General features: G+C 44.3%; 16 protein-coding genes. 8 read left to right on the top strand and 8 right to left on the bottom strand.

The genetic code is table 11. The annotated features are described in order from the left end of the window. The first annotated feature begins 133 nt into the window (after positions 1-133). Positions 134-1,144: an isocitrate dehydrogenase gene (locus IEY18_RS04555; protein ID WP_188918279.1), complete on the top strand. Its 1,011-nt coding sequence runs from the start codon at positions 134-136 to the stop codon at positions 1,142-1,144. Positions 1,145-1,258: 114 nt separating this feature from the next. Here the strand turns inward: IEY18_RS04555 and rlmM are convergent, their stop codons facing one another. From rlmM to IEY18_RS04535, 4 genes are all read right to left on the bottom strand, one after another. Then, the gene (gene rlmM / locus IEY18_RS04550) at positions 1,259-2,347 is read right to left on the bottom strand and encodes a 23S rRNA (cytidine(2498)-2'-O)-methyltransferase RlmM (protein WP_188918277.1); all 1,089 of its coding nucleotides are present in this window, start codon (positions 2,345-2,347) and stop codon (positions 1,259-1,261) included. A gap of 131 nt (positions 2,348-2,478) precedes the next feature. Then, a complete protein-coding gene (locus IEY18_RS04545; RefSeq protein WP_188918275.1) occupies positions 2,479-2,859 on the bottom strand; it encodes a DUF423 domain-containing protein in 381 nt (126 codons plus the stop codon). Further along, positions 2,852-3,499: an alpha/beta fold hydrolase gene (locus IEY18_RS04540; protein ID WP_229779734.1), complete on the bottom strand. Its 648-nt coding sequence runs from the start codon at positions 3,497-3,499 to the stop codon at positions 2,852-2,854. The genes IEY18_RS04545 and IEY18_RS04540 overlap by 8 nt, the downstream gene beginning before the upstream one ends. A 45-nt stretch (positions 3,500-3,544) precedes the next feature. After that, entirely contained in the window at positions 3,545-4,456 is a 912-nt protein-coding gene (locus IEY18_RS04535; protein WP_188918273.1) for a transcriptional regulator GcvA, read from the bottom strand. Positions 4,457-4,636: 180 nt separating this feature from the next. On the opposite strand from IEY18_RS04535, the gene IEY18_RS04530 reads away from it, so the two are divergent. Next, on the top strand, positions 4,637-4,867 hold the full coding sequence (locus IEY18_RS04530) for a hypothetical protein (protein WP_188918271.1): 231 nt from the start codon (positions 4,637-4,639) through the stop codon (positions 4,865-4,867). A gap of 317 nt (positions 4,868-5,184) precedes the next feature. On the opposite strand, the gene thiI is transcribed toward IEY18_RS04530, so the two are convergent. The 3 genes from thiI to pomA form a co-directional block, all read right to left on the bottom strand. Next, positions 5,185-6,639 carry a tRNA uracil 4-sulfurtransferase ThiI gene (gene thiI / locus IEY18_RS04525; RefSeq protein ID WP_188918269.1) on the bottom strand — a complete coding sequence of 485 codons (1,455 nt, stop codon included), beginning with the start codon at positions 6,637-6,639 and terminating at the stop codon, positions 5,185-5,187. Positions 6,640-7,349: 710 nt separating this feature from the next. Beyond that, positions 7,350-8,279 carry a flagellar motor protein MotB gene (locus IEY18_RS04520; protein WP_188918267.1) on the bottom strand — a complete coding sequence of 310 codons (930 nt, stop codon included), beginning with the start codon at positions 8,277-8,279 and terminating at the stop codon, positions 7,350-7,352. A gap of 3 nt (positions 8,280-8,282) precedes the next feature. Continuing rightward, on the bottom strand, positions 8,283-9,050 hold the full coding sequence (pomA, locus tag IEY18_RS04515; protein ID WP_188918265.1) for a flagellar motor protein PomA: 768 nt from the start codon (positions 9,048-9,050) through the stop codon (positions 8,283-8,285). A gap of 305 nt (positions 9,051-9,355) precedes the next feature. Here pomA and xseB point away from each other — a divergent pair, with 305 nt between their 5' ends. From xseB to dxs, 3 genes are all read left to right on the top strand, one after another. Continuing rightward, positions 9,356-9,604 (top strand): exodeoxyribonuclease VII small subunit, encoded by a 249-nt coding sequence (gene xseB, locus IEY18_RS04510; RefSeq protein WP_188918262.1) that lies wholly within the window; start codon positions 9,356-9,358, stop codon positions 9,602-9,604. Positions 9,605-9,865: 261 nt separating this feature from the next. Next, positions 9,866-10,747 carry a (2E,6E)-farnesyl diphosphate synthase gene (ispA, locus tag IEY18_RS04505; protein WP_188918260.1) on the top strand — a complete coding sequence of 294 codons (882 nt, stop codon included), beginning with the start codon at positions 9,866-9,868 and terminating at the stop codon, positions 10,745-10,747. 21 nt (positions 10,748-10,768) lie between these two features. Further along, a complete protein-coding gene (gene dxs / locus IEY18_RS04500) occupies positions 10,769-12,661 on the top strand; it encodes a 1-deoxy-D-xylulose-5-phosphate synthase (RefSeq protein WP_188918258.1) in 1,893 nt (630 codons plus the stop codon). 79 nt (positions 12,662-12,740) lie between these two features. On the opposite strand, the gene grpE is transcribed toward dxs, so the two are convergent. Further along, the gene (gene grpE / locus IEY18_RS04495) at positions 12,741-13,349 is read right to left on the bottom strand and encodes a nucleotide exchange factor GrpE (RefSeq protein ID WP_188918256.1); all 609 of its coding nucleotides are present in this window, start codon (positions 13,347-13,349) and stop codon (positions 12,741-12,743) included. 91 nt (positions 13,350-13,440) lie between these two features. Here grpE and nadK point away from each other — a divergent pair, with 91 nt between their 5' ends. The 3 genes from nadK (at position 13,441) to IEY18_RS04480 (ending at position 19,470) form a co-directional block, all read left to right on the top strand. Continuing rightward, the gene (nadK, locus tag IEY18_RS04490) at positions 13,441-14,319 is read left to right on the top strand and encodes an NAD(+) kinase (protein ID WP_188918254.1); all 879 of its coding nucleotides are present in this window, start codon (positions 13,441-13,443) and stop codon (positions 14,317-14,319) included. A gap of 615 nt (positions 14,320-14,934) precedes the next feature. Beyond that, positions 14,935-16,578 carry an L-lactate permease gene (locus IEY18_RS04485; protein WP_188918252.1) on the top strand — a complete coding sequence of 548 codons (1,644 nt, stop codon included), beginning with the start codon at positions 14,935-14,937 and terminating at the stop codon, positions 16,576-16,578. A gap of 87 nt (positions 16,579-16,665) precedes the next feature. After that, the gene (locus IEY18_RS04480) at positions 16,666-19,470 is read left to right on the top strand and encodes an FAD-binding and (Fe-S)-binding domain-containing protein (protein WP_188918250.1); all 2,805 of its coding nucleotides are present in this window, start codon (positions 16,666-16,668) and stop codon (positions 19,468-19,470) included. Positions 19,471-19,492 lie beyond the last annotated feature (22 nt).

Here is a 19,492-nt window from a genome sequence, read left to right as displayed (position 1 = left end):
CACTAAAACCTGTAAAAACGCTATAAAAACATATAGAATGTCGTCGACAAAATTCCGAGTTTTCTAATTTATGTTACCGCGTCCCAAGCTAGGTTAAACAGTGCAGTAACGGTCAACCGTGGAAGGACTCTCCATGCCAAAAAGAACAATTACAGTCATCCCAGGAGATGGGATTGGACCCAGCATTATTGATTCAGCGCTTAAGATTCTCGATAAAGCAGGCTGCGACTTTGAATACGAATTCGCAGATGCTGGCTTAACAGCCCTAGAAAAGCACGGCGAACTGCTTCCTCAGCAAACGCTCGACTTAATCGAAAAGAATCGTATCACTTTAAAAGGTCCACTCACCACACCTGTCGGTGAAGGATTCACATCCATTAACGTTTCATTACGGAAACAATTTAGCTTATACGCCAATATCCGTCCTGTCTTATCGTTTAAAGGAACCCAAGCCAGATACGATAACATTGATATTATTACTGTTCGAGAAAATACCGAAGGTATGTACTCCGGACTTGGACAAACAGTATCCGATGACGGCGCCACAGCTGAAGCAACCAGTATTATTACTCGACAAGGTGCAGATCAAATCACCACTTTTGCTTACGAGTTGGCCCGAAAAGAAAACCGTAAAAAAGTCACTATTGTCCACAAAGCAAATATCATGAAGTCGACTTCTGGATTGTTTCTGAAGGTCGCCAGAGAAGTGGCGACTCGCTACCCTGATATTGAAACGGAAGAAATGATTGTGGATGCCACATGCATGAAGCTGGTCATGAACCCCGAAAACTTTGATGTGATCGTGACAACCAACTTATTTGGCGACATTCTCTCAGATCTTTGTGCAGGTTTGGTTGGGGGGCTCGGCATGGCACCTGGCGCAAACGTGGGTCAAGACGCAGCTATATTTGAGGCTGTCCATGGCAGTGCACCAGATATCGCAGGTAAAAATCTAGCCAACCCAACAAGTGTCGTTCTTGCATCTATTCAAATGCTTGAATACTTAGGCATGGCAGATAAGGCTGAAGCTATCAGAGCCGCAATATCGGAAGTTATTGAACAAGGTGACCGCACCACCCGTGACTTAGGCGGCTCACATGGCACCACTGATTTCACTCAAGCGGTTCTTGAACGTTTAGGCTAACGACATCCCTCTTTCACTTACAGCAGAACAATAAAAAGGCTCTATTGAATCCGCAATAGAGCCTTTTTCATGTCTTGTACAGCAGAGCAACAATTAGGTCAGCAACGACATGGTTTAATAGGACGCACCACGGCTAGGGTGTAACCAAAGGTGCACTGTCACCTCGTCTCGATCATGATAGAGGTGCTTACAATTCAACTGAAAATCATGAATATCATGATCCTTTAGAATTTCCGCCATAGTCGACAAAATCTGGCTCACTTCTTTATAACGGCTCTTCATCGGAAGTTTCAAATTAAAAATTGCTTCTTTAAACCAACCATTAATTGCCCATGCTTCGACTAATTCTGCCACGCGAGAAGGTTTTTCAACCATATCGCAAACTAACCAATAGATATTTTTACGTGGCGGTTCAAACCGAAATCCATCAGCGCGATAGTGTTTCACCTGACCAGTTTGCATTAAATCATCATTCATTGGGCCATTATCAACCGCCGCAACAAACATACCACGGCGCACGAGTTGATAAGTCCACCCACCTGGACAAGCCCCAAGGTCGACAGCATTCATCCCACTATGCAAACGCTGTTCATGGGCCTCTTTGGGGATAAAATGAATAAACGCTTCATCTAATTTCAGCGTCGAGCGACTCGGCGCTTCAGCAACCATTTTTAAACGTGGGATCCCCATTGGGTAGGGAGAACTATTATTACTATTGGAATACCCAACATAGGCCGTACCAGACGCAACAAAGCAAACGTGAACAATTGGGCGTTTCGGGTTTTCTTTCGCTAGCAAGATGCCAGATTTTTTCAACCCTTGGCGCAGCGGTACGGTAAACTTACGACAAAATGTTGTAAGTTCTTTGGCTTCATTGGTATCCGGCGTTTCAACGCGTAATTCCCCACCCTTAGTGACCGCCTGTAAAGCGTCAACAATTGGCGTCACACGGTCTTGCTCAGGCAAACCTTTGAGCACTGATGTTGCTGCAAACATTTGCCGTGCAAATATTAAGGAGTCAATAGAGAGCTCTTTCGCCATTTTGTCTGCGTCACCATCAGTGAAGCACTCGAAAATAACATACGCATCATTGTTATTGGTCTTTACAAAACCACCAACATTAAGTTCAGCGGCACGTTGTTGAATTTCGGCAGCACAGTCTTTTTCGTAACCGGCGCGGCAGAACAGGAATAAGTTTTTCATGGGAATCGTTGCACTATGTTGCAGAGCCTATTGAGGCCAAATATTCATTGGCCGCAAGTATACGCGCTATTTGTACTAAACTGCAGCCTATAATTAGCAAAGAAGTATAGAACTTCAACAGACAACAGGCTTTATTCAGGGACTCTGCTTCGCCATACCGCTAGCGCAAATAACAACCATCCCAGCATTAGACACCCCCCACCCATTGGCGTAATGGGACCAACCCACTTCTGACCAGTCAGCACATATAAATATAAGGAGCCGGAAAACAGACAAGTACCTATCATGAAGAAATAAGCCGACCAATTCAGTGCCCGAGACTTCAGCCAATGACCAGAAATCGCAACCGCAATAAGCGCAAACGTATGATAAAACTGATATTCAACAGCAATGTTGAAGATAGCGACCATTTCTGAAGACACTATATTTTTTAAACCATGGGAACCGAATGCTCCCAAGCTCACTGCGAAAAATCCACTCAGCAAAGCCAGTAGTAAATACCCTTTACGCATCAAGTTCTCCAATAAATTGAATACAGGCAGAGATTGCCTGAGACATATTACCTGCCAATGTTGCCCCAGAAACCTTTCTCGGTTTAAAACTATGATCGCCATCGTTAAGCCACTCAAATTGCACTCGAGATGGAATTGGCCAAGCACGAATCTGGTCACGAGTCCCAAATTTGTCTCGATCACCTTGAACGATAAGCATCGGTGCATGATTTTGCTCTATTGGCTCGATCCTCGGTTCACTTTCAGGTTTAGGGGCAAATGGATACCCAAGACAAATGACAGCATCTACGGTCGTATCTGCTGCAAGTATTGCCGCCATCCGTCCGCCCATAGATTTTCCCATGAGCACCACTCGCTTTGGCTGCAACTCAGCTTTCAAAGCTTGCAGCTGCGCATCAAAATGCGCGACTAATTTGGGCGCTCTATCAGGTGGCCTGCGCTTGCCATCCTTTGCATTGGCTTGCATATAGGGGAAGTTAAATCGTACGACTTGAAAGCCAGCTTTAGATAGCCCCGAGGCCATCGTAGTCATAAATTCGTGGTGCATATTTGCACCTGCGCCGTGGGCAAATACCACAACCGTATCACCGCAGCCATCAATCAAGCATTGGGACAACAAAGTACTGGGAACAAAAGACACAACTCATCCTTAAAAACAATCAACCCAATTGTGACCGATGCCGAATTAGCTCAACATCAACTCACTGCGTGACTCTTCGGCAAACATCTCTAGCATCCACTCTCGGAACGCAACAATTTTGCCCACTTCAGCTTGGTTTTGCTGACACACGAGATAATAAGCATCCTTGCTGACGAGCACCTCTTGGAAAGGACATACAAGTCGGCCGGCAATAATATCGGGTCGAGCGAGAACGCTGTAACCCAAAGCGATACCTTGGCCGTGTGCAGCTGCCTGCAACACCAAGGATGAATGACTAAAAATAGGCCCTTGATTGACGTTAATGTCATTAATGCCACATTGTTTAAACCATGCTTGCCAATCTTGGCGACTCATATCATGAAGAAGGGTGTGATTCTTTAAATCACTCGGCTTCTCTAAGGGCTTATTACCATTCAATAGGATCGGAGAACAGACGGGGATCAAAACTTCATTACGCAGCTTATCCGCACGAACATCCGGCCAATTCCCTCGACCATAATAAATGGCAACATCGACGTCGTCAGTCAGTGAGCTATCTTCGGTATCGACCGCTTTGATCCGCACATCAATCTCCGGGTTCTTCTCACTAAATTTCGCCAAACGAGGAACCAACCACTGAATGGCAAAACTTGGAGACATACTCACCGTAAGCGAACCGATCGCGCTACGGGCTAATAAACGATCGGTTGACTCTGCAAGCTGAACAAAAATGTCCTTAATATCGAGAAAATAACTCTGCCCTTCCTCGGTCAACAGTAGAGAACGGTTCTTTCGCCGAAATAATTTCAGACCTAAATAGTCTTCAAGCGACTTTATTTGATGGCTAACTGCGGCCTGTGTCACAAATAATTCTTCTGCTGCCCGAGTAAAACTTAGGTGTCGGGCTGCAGCTTCGAACGCCTTAACCGCATTCAGCGGGGGTAAACGTCTTGACATAGTGATCTCGATCTTGATTTTGGATTAGTTTTTCTAATCACTATTAATACATTTTATCGTTTGTAATTACCAGTGATTTTGATTAAATTTCCAACCATCGAAGCAAAATAGTTAGACAGTCTCTACGAAGTGAACGGGAATGTCTGACAAGAGAGTAATGTCAGCCCGGAGGCGACCATCATGTTTAACTTAAAATCAGTCATTGCAGCCCTTGTTTTATCAGGCACAGCAGTAACGGCTAGTGCTGATGAAATAGTTATCGACACCAGCGACTTACATGAAACAATAAGCGCAGAACTTGCGATAAGCATGCAAGAAATGCAGCAACAGCTTGTTGAGGATATCGACGCAATTCTTATTGCTGAGTATACCCAAGAAGACGCACTAACTGAAACCGAATTAGCAGATTAATCATTCATATGAGAAAAGCCACGTCTAGTTGACGTGGCTTTTTTTTGTCTTTTTTCCAGTAGACCGTTTTATTCAAATCCAACCTGACAAATCACGAATTCTCGACAAAAAAACTTATCGTTAAAGGCAGTTTTCGAAACCCCAAAGCCAATATAAAAAACTGACTTAATCCATGTTTTGCGCATAAAAAAGCAGTTTGATGCGGGCATCAAACTGCTTAACTGACTATATATTCACCAAGGCTCAGGTTAAAAAGGAGGCATTTAAGCTCAAATGATAGCTTTAACCTTCATCGACTCCGCTCAAAATAAAAGCGCTTAAGGTCGATATACTTTTACATTTTGATAGCCCTGCTCTTGCAAATATAAGGCTTGCAACTTACTCATTACACCTCGATCGCAATAGAGAAGATAGGTTTTTGACACATCAAAATCTGCAAACTGAGTAGCCAATTTGAAGAATGGAACAACCTTCACTTCTACACCATCAATGACTAACGGGCTTGCTTCTTCCTCTTCAGGTGGACGAATATCAACCACGACCTCATTCTGTTCCACACTCGCAACCGACTCTGTTTCAGTCACTTTTGCATCCATAGCTGTCGCGATCTCCCTAATGTCAATGATCTCAGCTTGGCTAACGACTTTATCAATTAAATCTTCAGAGAATTTCTCTTCTTCCGCTTCAATTTTAGAAAGCACCGCCTTTACCGTTGGTTTCTGAGAAATGACACCACAATACTCAGGCATCGTCTTGGCAAAGTCTTCTGTTCCAATTTGACGCGCTTCATTGATAATATCCTGCTTATCCATAGCAATGAGTGGACGCATAATCAACAGCTCGGTACAGCGGTCGATAACATTCAAATTGGTTAAGGTTTGACTTGAAACTTGGCCTAAGCTTTCCCCTGTTACAATGGCTTGAATTCCCATTTTTTCAGCAATTTTCGCAGCTGCACGCATCATGACACGTTTCAAAATGACGCCCATTTGCCCATTATCAATTCGTTCGAGAATCTCTTCAACAACAGGCTCAAAAGGAACACTAATGAATTTCACCTTATGCGAACTCCCATAGGTGTTCCATAGGTGATAAGCCACTTGCTTGACGCCAATCTCATGCTGAGCGCCACCTAAATTGAAGAAGCAATAATGGGTACGAGCGCCTTTTTTGATAAATTGATAGCTAGAAACACCTGAATCAAAGCCACCAGAGATGAGAGAAAGTACGTCCTCTTGGGTTGCCATCGGGAACCCGCCAAGGCCAGGCAAACGCTTTTCAACTAAATACAACTTATCACGATCGATTTCGATATTAATGGTCAAATCAGGGTTCTTTAATTTAACCCCTTTGGCTTCGGTAAACTGATTCAGTCCACCACCCACATAGCGTTCAACTTCAACAGATTTAAACTCATGCTGACCACTACGTTTTACACGAACACAAAATGTTTTATCTTTTAACTGCTCTGCAAAAGTTTTCTGTGCTTGCTGATAAATATCATCGACCGTTTCAAATGTGTATTCATTCACTTGCAGCGAGTGTGCAATACCAGGGATACAGGTTAAAGCCTTAGCAACGTCATCACCAATCGCAGGTTTTTCACTTGGGATCATCACTAATATCCGATCCCATTGGCGTTGAACTTTGACATCCTCGTCGATTCTTTTCAGCACATTGCGAATATTCGTTTCGAGCATTTTGGTAAAACGCATTCTTACCGGCTTGCTCTTCATCATGATTTCTGGGTACAGCTTTACAATAAACTTCATTCAATTTCCGAGGACAAAAAAGGGGCTAAACACAATAATGGCGGGATTATAACCGCAATTTCATCGAAATGCAGTGCTTGCTACGAATGCGGCCATTACTCGTCGATAAACCGCGAGCATTCAAGCGACTTATTATAGCAGTACACCATCAAAACCGAGGTGCCCGACCTCCTGACAACGAAGCATTTTTACGGTTCTAGCAGAGTTGCTCGCGATGAAAGACTACCAAGCGTATGACAATATTTTGAATCGAAAAAACAATGGGCAGGGTTTGGTTTTGAATGGCTATAATCCTATACCTTGGCAAAATAGCTGTTCATCAGTAAATAAGCGGAACAAAGCAATGCGTTTAGAACCGCTGCACAACAAACAAAGCATTAAACGTACTTAATTTCTTGGCGCAGCAGAGGCGCCAAAGCACACACGGCCAACGACAACTGAGTTTCGCTTAGGATTAATGGACGAGGAAAACAAAGCCCAACAGCACCATCCTCAAGCTTTGACAGAAGCGAAGTAGCATCACCTTTAAGGCAGGGCAGATTGGGAACTCGCACCTAGATATAGAAAGCAAACATTCTCGCGAACCATAGCTAGAAATGGTTTCGTAGTAGCCGCTGAATCCAGCAAGTCCCTACTCAACAAAAAGGGAGCTTTCGCTCCCTTTATTCTATCTCTGTCATCACAACAAAGCTGATGTTTTACGGCGAGCACTATTCAACCACAAGTACTTCATCTGATTCTAACGCTTTACCCTGCTCAATTGCGATTTCAACTCGACGGTTACGTGAGCGGTTGGTGCCAGAATCATTCGGCACTAACGGAGCTGACGAGGCCATACCAACCACTTTCATACGTTGCTGATCAAACCCTTTCACTTTGACTAATTCATGGGCAACTGCGACCGCGCGCTTACTCGATAAATCCCAATTTGAGCTATATAGCTCATTACTGATCTGCATATCATCGGTATGGCCCGAAACCGTGACAATACCTGGGACATCTTTTAGTAATTCGCCAACAGAGCGGATCACAGGCCTAAATCTAGGTTGCAAAAAACCAGAGCCCGATGAAAATGAGCCTTTCTCACGAATACGGATAATGATTTGCTGACCAAGGGACTCAATCTCAATAGCCCCATCTAAGATCTCTTTGTTGAGCTCTTGGGCCATTTTTTTCACTTGGTCGTTAATATTGTCTTGGGCCGCTGCTGCAGCTTGGCTTTTACGCGCTTCGGCTTGCTCCTGTGCAGTCGCCGAAGCCTCTCCCCCGCGTTGCTCGCCACGTTGCTGTTGTACGCCGCCAGAATCACTATCTTCTCCGGCTTGATACTCCAGCATCGGCTGGGTCATTTCATTAGTTTGTTGGTTAATAATTTCAATGGGAGTCGGTTCTGGACGACCCGGGCGAAACTCAAGTGCGATGACCGAAGTACCTTTAGGAATATCTTTAACGTTGACTTTGTTTTGAACACCAAATGCATACTTCATTGAGCCCGCAATCTGTTTAAACTTCATGACATCCATTTCAGAGAAAGCAAGAAGCAATACAAAGAAGCACATTAGCAACGACATCAAGTCGGCAAAGGTGGCGAGCCATAGCGGCGCGCCAGGTGGTGGACAATCACACTTTTCTTTAGCCATAGTCTATTCCCCGTCGGTGGTATCGACTTTCCGTTGGCCTTCAGCAATGTAATTTTTAAGGAATCCATCAATTACGCGAGGGTTTTGCCCGTCTTGAATCGCGAGCACGGCATCCATGATGAGATTACGATTCATCATTTCTTCATTCATCCGCAGCTCAAGTTTATCGGAAATTGGAATCGCCACCATATTTGCGACAACCGCACCATAAAGTGTTGTTAATAGTGCAACAGCCATCGAAGGACCAATAGACTTAGGGTCATCCATGTTAGAAAGCATCGCAACCAAACCAACCAGTGTACCAATCATTCCCATCGCCGGTGCGACATCACCGAGCGCCTTAAAGATCCCCACTCCGGTTTTATGACGCTCTTCTGTAAGCGCTATATCCTTTTCTAAAGCATCTCGCACCACATCGCCGTCATGCCCATCAACGAGCATATCCACCGCTTTTTGCATGAAGCTATTGGTAATTTGTGCTTCTTCTAACGCAAGAAAACCACCTTTACGAGCAGCATCGGCCATCGTCACTGATTGCTCAATTAAATCTTCAGGCTTATCAATCTTGAAAATAAACGCCTTCATGACGATTTTGATCGAACCCAGAAACTGTTTGAGGTTGTATTTCATCAATACCACAAACAAGGAGCCTATCAATACAATCAAAATTGAGGGTACATCGATAAAAATCGCGATGCCGCCACTGGTCGCCATAGCTCCAAGTACGAAGCCAAAAGCACCAATTAGTCCTATTAGGGTCGCTAAATCCACACTATCTCCTCAAATGCTATTCGATTGCATTCACATCAAACAATCTTTCACTTGCCGATATCGGTTAAATTGTCGGTCATAAAACAAACAACGCCTCCGATAATGGAATCATTACAATTCCTTAATAAACGCAGCTCTTATTTTCCTTTATCGGACAAGCTCATGGCAAGTTTAGCTGCAATTTAATTTTATTGGAAAAATTCACCCAACAAAGCGTGCTTTCGAGCAAAAATCCACGCACTTTGTTTGACCCGAGTGTAGAGCTGAGATACCTTGTAAACCGCGTAATCCAAGGAAAAGTAAACGTGGCCAAAAAACCAGAAAATCTTAGTTTTGAAGAATCCATCGCAGAACTAGAAAATATTGTCATCCTTCTTGAACAAGGCGATGTATCGTTAGACGATGCCTTAAAACAATTTGAACGTGGAATTAAACTTGTTCGCAGTAGTCAACACAAGTTGGAAAATGCCCAGCAAAAAGTCAGCATTTTAATGCAAGCTGACGATGAGGCTACCCTTGAACCATTTGCTAGCGAAACACAAAGTAAAGATTAACGATTCAAATTGAGGTTGCCTTGTTTGTTTGAACCAATTCATGAGAACACATCCCACTTCTCCAATTGCCAAACAACATTCTCAGTTATGTTCACTTGATGCATCAAGAGACAAACCGAGATGAGCATCAATCGATGATGGCAACCTAAAAAATTGATCGGGATTCGCAAAAGATTTGTATAACACTAAAAGCACTAATGAATATTGGCTGTCCCATTCAATCGCTTTTAGGAACAATTTAGTCATAGTAGGTAGTTAGGCGTGCTCAAAACTGCAATAAGTCAATATCAACAACGCGTAGATCACCAGCTAGGTCATCAGATTGATGCGCTAGAAGATATCGAACCTAAATTAAAGGCTGCCATGAAGCATGGGGCTTTAATTGGCGGCAAACGAATCCGGCCATTTTTGGTGTATGCCATCGGTGACATGCTTAAAGTGCCATTGGAGAGTTTAGACCCTTGTGCGGCAGCGATTGAATGTATTCACGCTTACTCATTGATCCATGATGACTTGCCAGCAATGGATGATGATGCCTTGAGAAGAGGCCAGCCAACAGTCCATATTGCCTATGATGAAGCGACGGCCATTTTGGCTGGAGACGCGTTGCAAACTATGGCGTTTGAGATTTTATCAAAGCCCATTGTTGGGATTAATGCCGCCCAGCAAATTGCGATGATAGCAACGTTAGCAAAAGCTTCTGGATATAGTGGAATGTGCGGTGGCCAGTCCATTGATTTAAATGCGACCGATAAACAAATTGATTTACAAAGTTTGATTCAGCTACATAGCTTAAAAACCGGAGCATTGATTGTTGCGGCTGTTGAGCTTGCTATTATTGCAGGCAAAATTGACGCAAACGAGAAACAAGCACTCATAGACTTCGCCAAAGCAATTGGGCTGGCATTTCAAGTTCAAGATGACATTTTAGATATCACAGGTAGTACTGAAGAGATTGGAAAGCCGCAAGGCTCTGACCTAGAAGCAAATAAAAGTACGTACCCACAATTACTTGGATTAACTGGCGCACAAGAAACTGCCGAAAATCTTATCCAAGATGCACTATCAGCGCTGGCTAAATTGCCATACAATAGCCAGTTAATTGAAGAATTCGCCCGTTTTATTATTGAGCGAAGATTATAAGAAGAGACGAAGTACTGCGTTATGAGTCCGGACATTTCTCAATACCCGGTATTAGCCAAGGCTAATACCCCACAAGAGCTTAAGCAATTACCTCAGGCATTATTGCCTCAGGTTGCCGATGAGCTAAGACAGTTTTTATTACAATCTGTTGGTATTTCTAGCGGCCATTTTGCGTCAGGACTAGGCACGGTTGAGCTTACTGTCGCACTGCACTATGTCTATAACACGCCATTCGATCGACTCATTTGGGACGTAGGCCATCAGGCTTATCCTCACAAGATTCTGACCGGCCGACGCGATAAAATGCATACCATTCGTCAAAAAGATGGTTTGCACCCCTTCCCTTGGCGTGAAGAAAGCGAATACGACACCTTCAGTGTGGGCCATTCCGGCACTTCGATTAGTGCAGCATTAGCAATGGCTGTCGCAGCGGAGAAAGAGCAAGCCGGTCGCAAGGTTGTATCAGTCATTGGTGACGGCGCGATGACTGGCGGTATGGTATTTGAAGCCATGAACCATGCAGGCGATCTTCACAATGACATGCTTGTTGTACTCAACGACAACGAAATGTCTATTTCTGAAAACGTGGGCGCACTGAATAACCATCTTGCACAACTGATGTCTGGGCGTTTATATACCACCATCAGAGAGAGCAGCAAAAAAGTGCTTGAAGGTATGCCGGTCATCAAAGAGATGGCAAAGCGAACCGAAGAGCATCTCAAAGGGATGGTCGTTCCAGGCACTATTTTTGAAGAGCTTGGGTTTAACTACATTGGACCCATTGATGGCCATGACGTGGACGCGCTGGTTGAAACGTTAAAAAACATGCGTGGATTAGGCGGCCCTCAAATTTTACATATCATGACCAAAAAAGGTCGTGGTTATGAACCTGCAGAAAAGGATCCAATTGGTTGGCATGCCGTGCCCACTTTCGATCCATCAAAATTTCAAAAGCCGGCAACAAAACCGTCCAGCCCAACCTTCTCTCAAGTGTTCGGTAAATGGTTATGTGATGTCGCAGAAAAAGATGAAAAGGTTCTAGGAATTACACCGGCTATGCGAGAAGGTTCGGGCATGGTTGAATTTTCTAAACGGTTCCCATCACAATATTTTGATGCAGCAATTGCGGAGCAACACGCCGTAACCTTAGGCGCTGGCTTTGCGTGTGAAGGTTTCAAGCCTGTCGTTGCAATATACTCAACCTTCTTGCAGCGGGGCTATGATCAACTCATTCACGATGTAGCCTTACAACGCTTACCCGTACTATTTGCGATTGACCGTGGTGGTATCGTTGGTCCTGATGGCCCGACTCACCAAGGCGCATTTGATATGAGCTTCATGCGCTGTATTCCTAATTTAGTCATTATGGCGCCTTCAGATGAAAACGAATGTCGCCAAATGTTGTATACCGGTTATTGCTATCAAGACGGTCCGACAGCGGTACGCTACCCCCGTGGTAGTGCGACGGGAGCGGTGCAAGTCGAGGACATGACGGCGCTTGAAATTGGCAAAGGCGTGCTCAAACGTCAAAGACAAAGCAAAACTGCCGCTCAAAGTCCAAGTGTAGTGATTTTTAACTTTGGTACGACACTCTCGGCAGCGCTAGAAGCGGCAGAGGCGATAGATGCTAGCGTAGCTGATATGCGTTTTGTTAAGCCGCTTGATAATGAACTCATCTGTCAACTAGCCCAAGCGCACGACTATGTGATTACCGTCGAAGAAAATGCCATCATGGGTGGTGCTGGCTCTGGTGTTGTTGAGTTACTTCAACAAAAGAAAATCCTCAAGCCAGTACTGCAAATTGGCCTCCCCGATAGCTTTATTAAACATGGGTCTCCAGAAGAGATCACTCATGAGCTGCAATTAGATGCCGAAGGTATCCAAGCTCAAATAGAAGCATATATCGCGAGTTAGTTGTCGGCTTACTATAAAAAAAGGACTGCATATGCAGTCCTTTTTTTATATCTTATTTAATCGTAGCAACCGCGGCAGCTTATGCCTGCGTATCCACGCTGTCACCACCTTGAGAAACCATAACCATTGCAGGGCGTAACAAGCGTTCATTCAAAATAAAGCCTTTTTGCATCACCATCATCACAGTATTTGCGGGAAACTCCGCGCTAGGTTGCATACCAATGGCTTGGTGCTTATCTGGGTCAAATGCTTCCCCTTGCGGGTTTACTTCTTTGACACCAAACTTTTCAACCGCACTGAGCAGAGTCTTTTGTGTGAGTTCGACACCTTCACAAATTGCTTTAGCTGCTTCATCTTCCAAATTTGCAGTCTGCTGAACGGCTCGTTCCATATTGTCGATAACAGGAAGCAGTTCATTAACGAACTTTTCTAATGCGAACTTGCGAGCTTTCTCAACATCTAGTGCAGCACGACGACGCATATTTTCGACTTCGGCAGCAGCGCGAACAACAGAGTCTTTTTGCTCGTCAACTTTCGCTTTCTCTTCTGCGAGTGCTTGCTCTAATTCTTCGATACGAAAATTAGCCTGGGTGATCTCGTCAATTAAATCTGCCTCTTCATTTGAAGCTTCAACTTCAATAGCGTCTTCCACTTTTTCTAATTCTTCTTTGTTCTGCTCGTCACTCATGTTCACTCCAACTAAAAATGCTTTGTTTCTGCATACACTGGGCATATTATGGGGATCAAATTTCTTGTTTCAAGCCTAAACGCAGACAAATATGACGACAAAGTTCAAGACCATCGGATTGATTGGCAAACCACACCATCAAGGAACCAGCCAAACTCTTAAACGCTTGCATCATTGGCTAAGCATGCAAGGGTACACAATCCTTATTGAAGAACGGGTTGCGGCAGATGTTCAATCGGATGTTGAAGTCGTGGATCTGTTAGAACTCGGTGAACGTTGTGATTTAGCGATTGTCATCGGTGGTGATGGCAATATGCTCGGAGCTGCCAGAGTGCTCGCTCGATTTGATATTTGTGTTATAGGCGTCAACCGTGGCAACTTAGGCTTTTTGACCGACTTGCCCCCCGACACATTTGAAGAGATGCTCGCTAAAGTGCTTGATGGTGAGTTCGATACCGAAGAGCGATTTCTACTCGAAGCTGAAGTGCATCGCCATGGTCAAATCAAATCTAGCAACTCTGCGGTCAACGAAGCGGTTCTCCATCCCGGTAAAATTGCCCACATGATTGAGTTTGAAGTCTATATTGACGACCAATTTATGTATAGCCAACGTGCTGACGGCATGATTGTATCGACACCAACAGGCTCAACAGCCTACTCTCTCTCTGCTGGTGGTGCGATATTAACACCGAACTTACAAGCTCTCATTCTCGTCCCCATGTTTCCGCATACCCTAAGTTGCCGCCCTATCGTTGTCGACGCGGCTAGCACTATTAAACTTGTGGTATCCCCCGACAATGGAGAGAATCTTGAAGTCAGTTGCGACGGCCATGTGAATCTTGCGATATTGCCAGGAGACGAGATAATCATCCGTAGAAGCCGTGAAAATTTACGTCTAATCCACCCCAAAGGGCACAATTATTTCCATGTATTAAGGAATAAATTGGGCTGGGGAAGCAAATTGTTCTAACCCTATTTACTGAAACTTTCACGACATGTTTTTCGGGTAAACTACGGGAAAACGCACTTTGCGAGCCCGATCACCTTTGCTCACAAAAAAAGCGACGAGTGATATGAATCACATTTGATTTTTAAAGGTTTTTTTTAAAAAACCTTTAAAAACAACAACTTAAGAAAGATTCATTCCAATTTGGAATCGACACCATACCCGACCAGTGACACGCATCACATTAGCATTTGCGCATCGACATACGGTTCAAAATCACTTATGTAATTTTTAGATCAGTTTCGCACACTCAAAACACTTTTATAGAGCTTTAGCTCTATTTAATATGTTAAATTTAACATTTTTTTAACATTCTCGATAATAAAATTTTATGGTTGCGGAAAACCCTTAGTGATAGCAATCACAGTTCCAGTGATCGACTCAGAGATAGCGGTCTCAAGGGCTAAAATTCATTTCTGACATCTGCTACAAGATGATCTAGATCATATTAGATCTGCTCGAAATAACGTTTATTACTCGCACTACCTTTAACAAGTAACAAAAAGACCTAACATTTGATTTGGCCATTGGTAGTAAATCGAATAACACGAAGCAACCAAAAATATATAAGAGGCTAGCATGACCTTTATCCAACTACTCGCAAGCTTAACGCCGGTGATCAGCGTAATGCTATTTTTAGTATTACTTAAGATGCCAGCATCCCGGGCAATGCCCATTTCAGCAGTCATTACAGGCTTAGCAGCTGTATTCGTATGGCAAATGGACACCAGTTTCCTCGCAGCATCTGTTGTTGAGGGCTTATTGGCAGCCATTACACCATTAACCATCATCTTCGGTGCGGTGTTCTTACTTAACACTCTTAAATTCTCTGGCGCGATGGATACCATCCGTGCTGGTTTCACGAACATCAGTTCTGATGCCCGTGTGCAAGTTATCATTATTAGCTGGTTATTCGGTGCTTTCATCGAAGGTTCAGCTGGTTTCGGTACTCCTGCAGCAATCGGTGCACCTCTACTAGTACTTCTAGGTATTCCACCAGTCGCAGCTGCTGTTGTAGCGCTTATTGCTGACTCGGCTTGTGTATCTTTCGGTGCTATTGGTCTTCCAGTACTATTCGGTATGGAGCAAGGTCTAACAACTGGTGGCGTAAACATGGCTGCTGCTCAAATTGCTGAGCACGGCGGAAACTTTGCTGAGTACGCACAGTTCATCGCAATGCACATGATTACTATCGATATGGTCACTGGTACGCTCATCCCATTAGTAATGGTTTGTGTATTAACTGGTTTCTTCGGTCGTAACAAGTCTTTCGCTGAAGGCTTCGCAATTGCACCTTTCGCAATCTTTGCTGGTCTAGCGTTCACTGTTCCTGCATTCATGATTAACTACATTGCAGGTCCTGAGTTCCCATCTGTAATTGGTGCACTAATCGGTATGGCTGTTGTTATTCCAGTCGCTAAGAAAGGCATCATGCTTCCAAGCGAGCCTTGGAATGACTTCGCAGAAAACGACGGTCAAACTAAGAAAGCTGACACAACTGAAGTTAGATTCTCACAAGTTGCTGCATGGACTCCATACATCGTAATGGCTGCTCTACTTGTACTATCTCGCGTAGTTGCTCCATTCAAGTCTTTCCTAACAAGCTTCAGCATCAAGTGGACTGGCCTATTAGGTACTGAACTTAAAGCTGGTTTCCACACGCTTTATGCTCCAGGCGCATTCTTCGTCATCGTTTGTATCTTAGGTTTCTTCCTATTCAAGATGAACGGAAAAGCGATCAAGGACTCAGTTACTGTATCTTTGAAGTCTATGATCCCAACTGTAATTTCATTAGGTGCGTCAGTACCAATGGTTAAGATTTTCTTGAACTCTGGCACAAACGAAGCAGGTCTAGCTTCTATGCCTGTAGCGCTTGCTGATACCTTAGCAGGTTCTATGGGTGCAATCTGGACTTGGATCGCTCCAGTAGTTGGTATCTTCGGTGCCTTCCTATCTGGTAGTGCTACATTCTCCAACATGATGTTCTCTGGTCTACAATTCAGTGTAGCTGAAACAAGTGGCCAGGCTCCTGCTCTGATTCTTGCTCTTCAAGGTATCGGTGCTAACGCTGGTAACATGATGTGTGTGATGAACGTTGTAGCCGCAGCAACAGTTGTTGGTATGGCTGGCCGTGAATCAGAAATTATCCGTAAGACAATGCCTGTAGCCCTTAGCTATGCAATGGTTGCTGGTACAATCGCCTTCGTTTGGGGAGGCTACTAAGTAGTAAAATACTGAAAAACAGAAGCCGCTTAAGCCGCTTAGGCGGCTTTTGTTGATCAAAATAATAGCGAGCAAAGAGAGATTCCAATGTCGATAAATTATGAAGCTGTAGTAAGAGACTTACGTAAGGCCCTAGGTGAGAAACCTGTAACCGACGAATATGTTCGTCGTTTCGCATGGTCTACCGACGCCAGTTACTTTAGAATTGTCCCAGAAGTTGTTGTTCACGCAGAAGATGTACAGCAAGTAAAGCAAACACTTGAAGTTGCACGTGCCCATGGCGCTCCAGTAACTTTCCGTGCTGCAGGTACGAGTCTTGCTGGCCAAGCAATTGGTGAAGGCATTCTTCTTATCTTAGGTCATGATGGTTTCAGAAAGATTGAAGTCAGTGATGACGCAATGAAAGTTACTCTAGGTGCAGCGGTAATTGGTACTGATGCAAACGCAGTCCTAGCACCATTGAACAGAAAAATCGGTCCGGATCCAGCAACTATTGCTTCTGCAATGGTCGGTGGTATTGTGGCTAACAACGCATCTGGTATGTGTTGTGGTACAGCTGAAAACAGCTACCAAACAATTGATTCAGCAAAACTGATGTTTGTTGATGGTACTTACCTTGATTCAGGCTGTGAGAAATCTCGTGCAGCATTCCAAAAATCTCACGGTAAGCTACTAGACGGCTTGGCAGAACTTTCGCACAAGACACGTCACAACCAAGCATTAGCTGACAGAATTCGTAAAAAGTTTGCCATTAAGAACACTACTGGTTATGGCATTAACTCACTTGTAGACTTCACAGAGCCTTTCGATATTCTTAACCACCTTATGGTTGGTATGGAAGGTACTCTTGCATTTATTGAAGAAGTTACATATCACACAGTAAACGAAGCTCGTTTTAAAGCTTCTGCAATGGCTGTATTCCACAACATGGAAGATGCAGCACGCGCAATCCCAATTATTAACGGCGAAAGCGTTGCAGCAGCAGAACTTCTAGATTGGCCTTCAATCAAGGCTGTAACTGGTAAGCCAGGTATGCCTGACTACCTAGGTGAGCTTCCTGAGCTATCAGCAATCCTATTGATTGAGTCTCGTGCAGATGACCCAGAAACTCTAGAAGCATACACACAAGAAATTTGTGGCAAGCTATCTGAATTTGACTTCCTACGTCCAGTTGAATTTACGACTGACCCAGCTGTATTCGGAAAATACTGGGCAATGCGTAAAGGTCTATTCCCGATTGTTGCTGGTGAGCGTCCAAAAGGCACTTCTGTTATTATTGAAGATGTTGCATTTGAACTTGAGCATCTTGCTGCAGCAGCGAGCGACATTACCGATCTAATGCATAAGTATGGTTACCCAGAAGGCTGTATTTACGGTCACGCATTAGCAGGTAACTTCCACTTCATCATTACTCCTGCATTCTCTAGCCAAGCTGACATCGATAACTTCCATAAGTTCATGGATGAAATCGCTGAGATGGTTATCAACAAGTACGACGGCTCAATGAAAGCAGAGCACGGTACAGGTCGTGCGGTTGCTCCATACGTTGAAATGGAATGGGGTACTGAAGCTTACGACTTGATGAAAGAGATCAAAGAGCTATTTGATCCAGAAGGCATCTTAAACCCAGGCGTTATCTTAAACGACGATCCAAAAATCCACGTTAAAGCGATTAAGCCTTGTCCAGTTGTTGATGACTTCGTTGACCGTTGTCTTGACTGTGGTTTCTGTGAAAAGACTTGTCCTACATCAGCACTTAACTTCACGCCACGTCAACGTATCTCGACGCTACGTGAAATCGCTCGTCTAGAGCAAGCTGGTGAGCAAGCTGCAGCAGACAAACTACGCGCTGACGGTAAGTACGACATCGTTGATACATGTGCTGCATGTCAGCTATGTACTATCGCATGTCCAGTTGACAACAAGATGGGTCAACTAGCACGTAAACTACGTGGTCCAAACATCACTGCTGGCCAGCAGAAGTTCCTTGATTTCCAAGCGAACAACTTCGGTGCAGTAAACGGTGTTATCAGCACTGGTTTCGATATGTTGAACGTTATCCACAAAGTAGCGGGCGACAATCTAACTGGCGGCATGATGAAGATCGCTCAGAAATTCAGCAGTGAAGTTCCATACTGGAACCCTAACTTCGCGAAAGGCGGCAAGCTTCCTAAGATGCCAGCTCCTAAAGCGGGTCAGAAGACTGTTGTTTACTTCCCAGCGTGTGGTGGCCGTACCTTCGGTGCAACCCCTATCGATACAGACAAGCGTTCTCTACCAGAAGTTGTAGTTACACTTCTAGAGCGTGCTGGTTACAACGTAGTTACGACTGAGAAGACTCGTGACCTTTGTTGTGGTCAAATGTGGGAATCTAAGGGTGACTTCAAGAACGCTGACGCAAAACGTCAAGAACTTATCAACGCTGTTGCTAAGTTAACTGACGGCGGCGAGCTTCCAGTTATCGTTGATGCACTTTCTTGTACTAAGCGTACATTAGGTGGCAACCCGAACGTGAAGATTGTTGACCTTGTTGAGTTCATGCACGATGAAATCCTGCCGAACCTACGTATCAACAAGAAGTCGAACGTTGCACTTCACCTTGGTTGTAGTGCTCGTACTATGCAGATGGAGCCGAAGATGCAAGCTATCGCTGATGCGTGTAGTGAGCAAGTCATTAAGCCTGCTGGTATCGAGTGTTGTGGTTACGCTGGTGAGAAAGGTTTGTACAAGCCTGAAATCAACGAAGTTGCACTACGTAACATCAAGAAGCTTATCCCTGCTGAAACCAAAGAAGGTTACTACGCTAACCGTATGTGTGAAGTAGGTTTAACCAACCACAGTGGTATTGCATATCGTCACCTTGCATACCTACTAGAAGAATGTACTCGCTAAATTTTAGCTAGTTCAATCCTCT

The sequence above is a fragment of the Shewanella gelidii genome (assembly GCF_014647855.1).
In the GTDB taxonomy this organism is placed as follows: Bacteria; Pseudomonadota; Gammaproteobacteria; order Enterobacterales; family Shewanellaceae; genus Shewanella; species Shewanella gelidii.
Note: the sequence above shows the minus strand (reverse complement) of the source record. Positions and strands in the feature narration are given on the sequence as shown.

What these genes read in the sequence shown, in the direction of transcription:
- IEY18_RS04555 (WP_188918279.1), top strand. Translation starts at nt 134, where the DNA reads ATGCCAAAAAGAACAATTACAGTCATCCCAGGAGATGGGATTGGACCC.
- rlmM (WP_188918277.1), bottom strand. Translation starts at nt 2,347, where the DNA reads ATGAAAAACTTATTCCTGTTCTGCCGCGCCGGTTACGAAAAAGACTGT.
- IEY18_RS04545 (WP_188918275.1), bottom strand. Translation starts at nt 2,859, where the DNA reads ATGCGTAAAGGGTATTTACTACTGGCTTTGCTGAGTGGATTTTTCGCA.
- IEY18_RS04535 (WP_188918273.1), bottom strand. Translation starts at nt 4,456, where the DNA reads ATGTCAAGACGTTTACCCCCGCTGAATGCGGTTAAGGCGTTCGAAGCT.
- IEY18_RS04530 (WP_188918271.1), top strand. Translation starts at nt 4,637, where the DNA reads ATGTTTAACTTAAAATCAGTCATTGCAGCCCTTGTTTTATCAGGCACA.
- thiI (WP_188918269.1), bottom strand. Translation starts at nt 6,639, where the DNA reads ATGAAGTTTATTGTAAAGCTGTACCCAGAAATCATGATGAAGAGCAAG.
- IEY18_RS04520 (WP_188918267.1), bottom strand. Translation starts at nt 8,279, where the DNA reads ATGGCTAAAGAAAAGTGTGATTGTCCACCACCTGGCGCGCCGCTATGG.
- dxs (WP_188918258.1), top strand. Translation starts at nt 10,769, where the DNA reads ATGAGTCCGGACATTTCTCAATACCCGGTATTAGCCAAGGCTAATACC.
- grpE (WP_188918256.1), bottom strand. Translation starts at nt 13,349, where the DNA reads ATGAGTGACGAGCAGAACAAAGAAGAATTAGAAAAAGTGGAAGACGCT.
- nadK (WP_188918254.1), top strand. Translation starts at nt 13,441, where the DNA reads ATGACGACAAAGTTCAAGACCATCGGATTGATTGGCAAACCACACCAT.
- IEY18_RS04485 (WP_188918252.1), top strand. Translation starts at nt 14,935, where the DNA reads ATGACCTTTATCCAACTACTCGCAAGCTTAACGCCGGTGATCAGCGTA.
- IEY18_RS04480 (WP_188918250.1), top strand. Translation starts at nt 16,666, where the DNA reads ATGTCGATAAATTATGAAGCTGTAGTAAGAGACTTACGTAAGGCCCTA.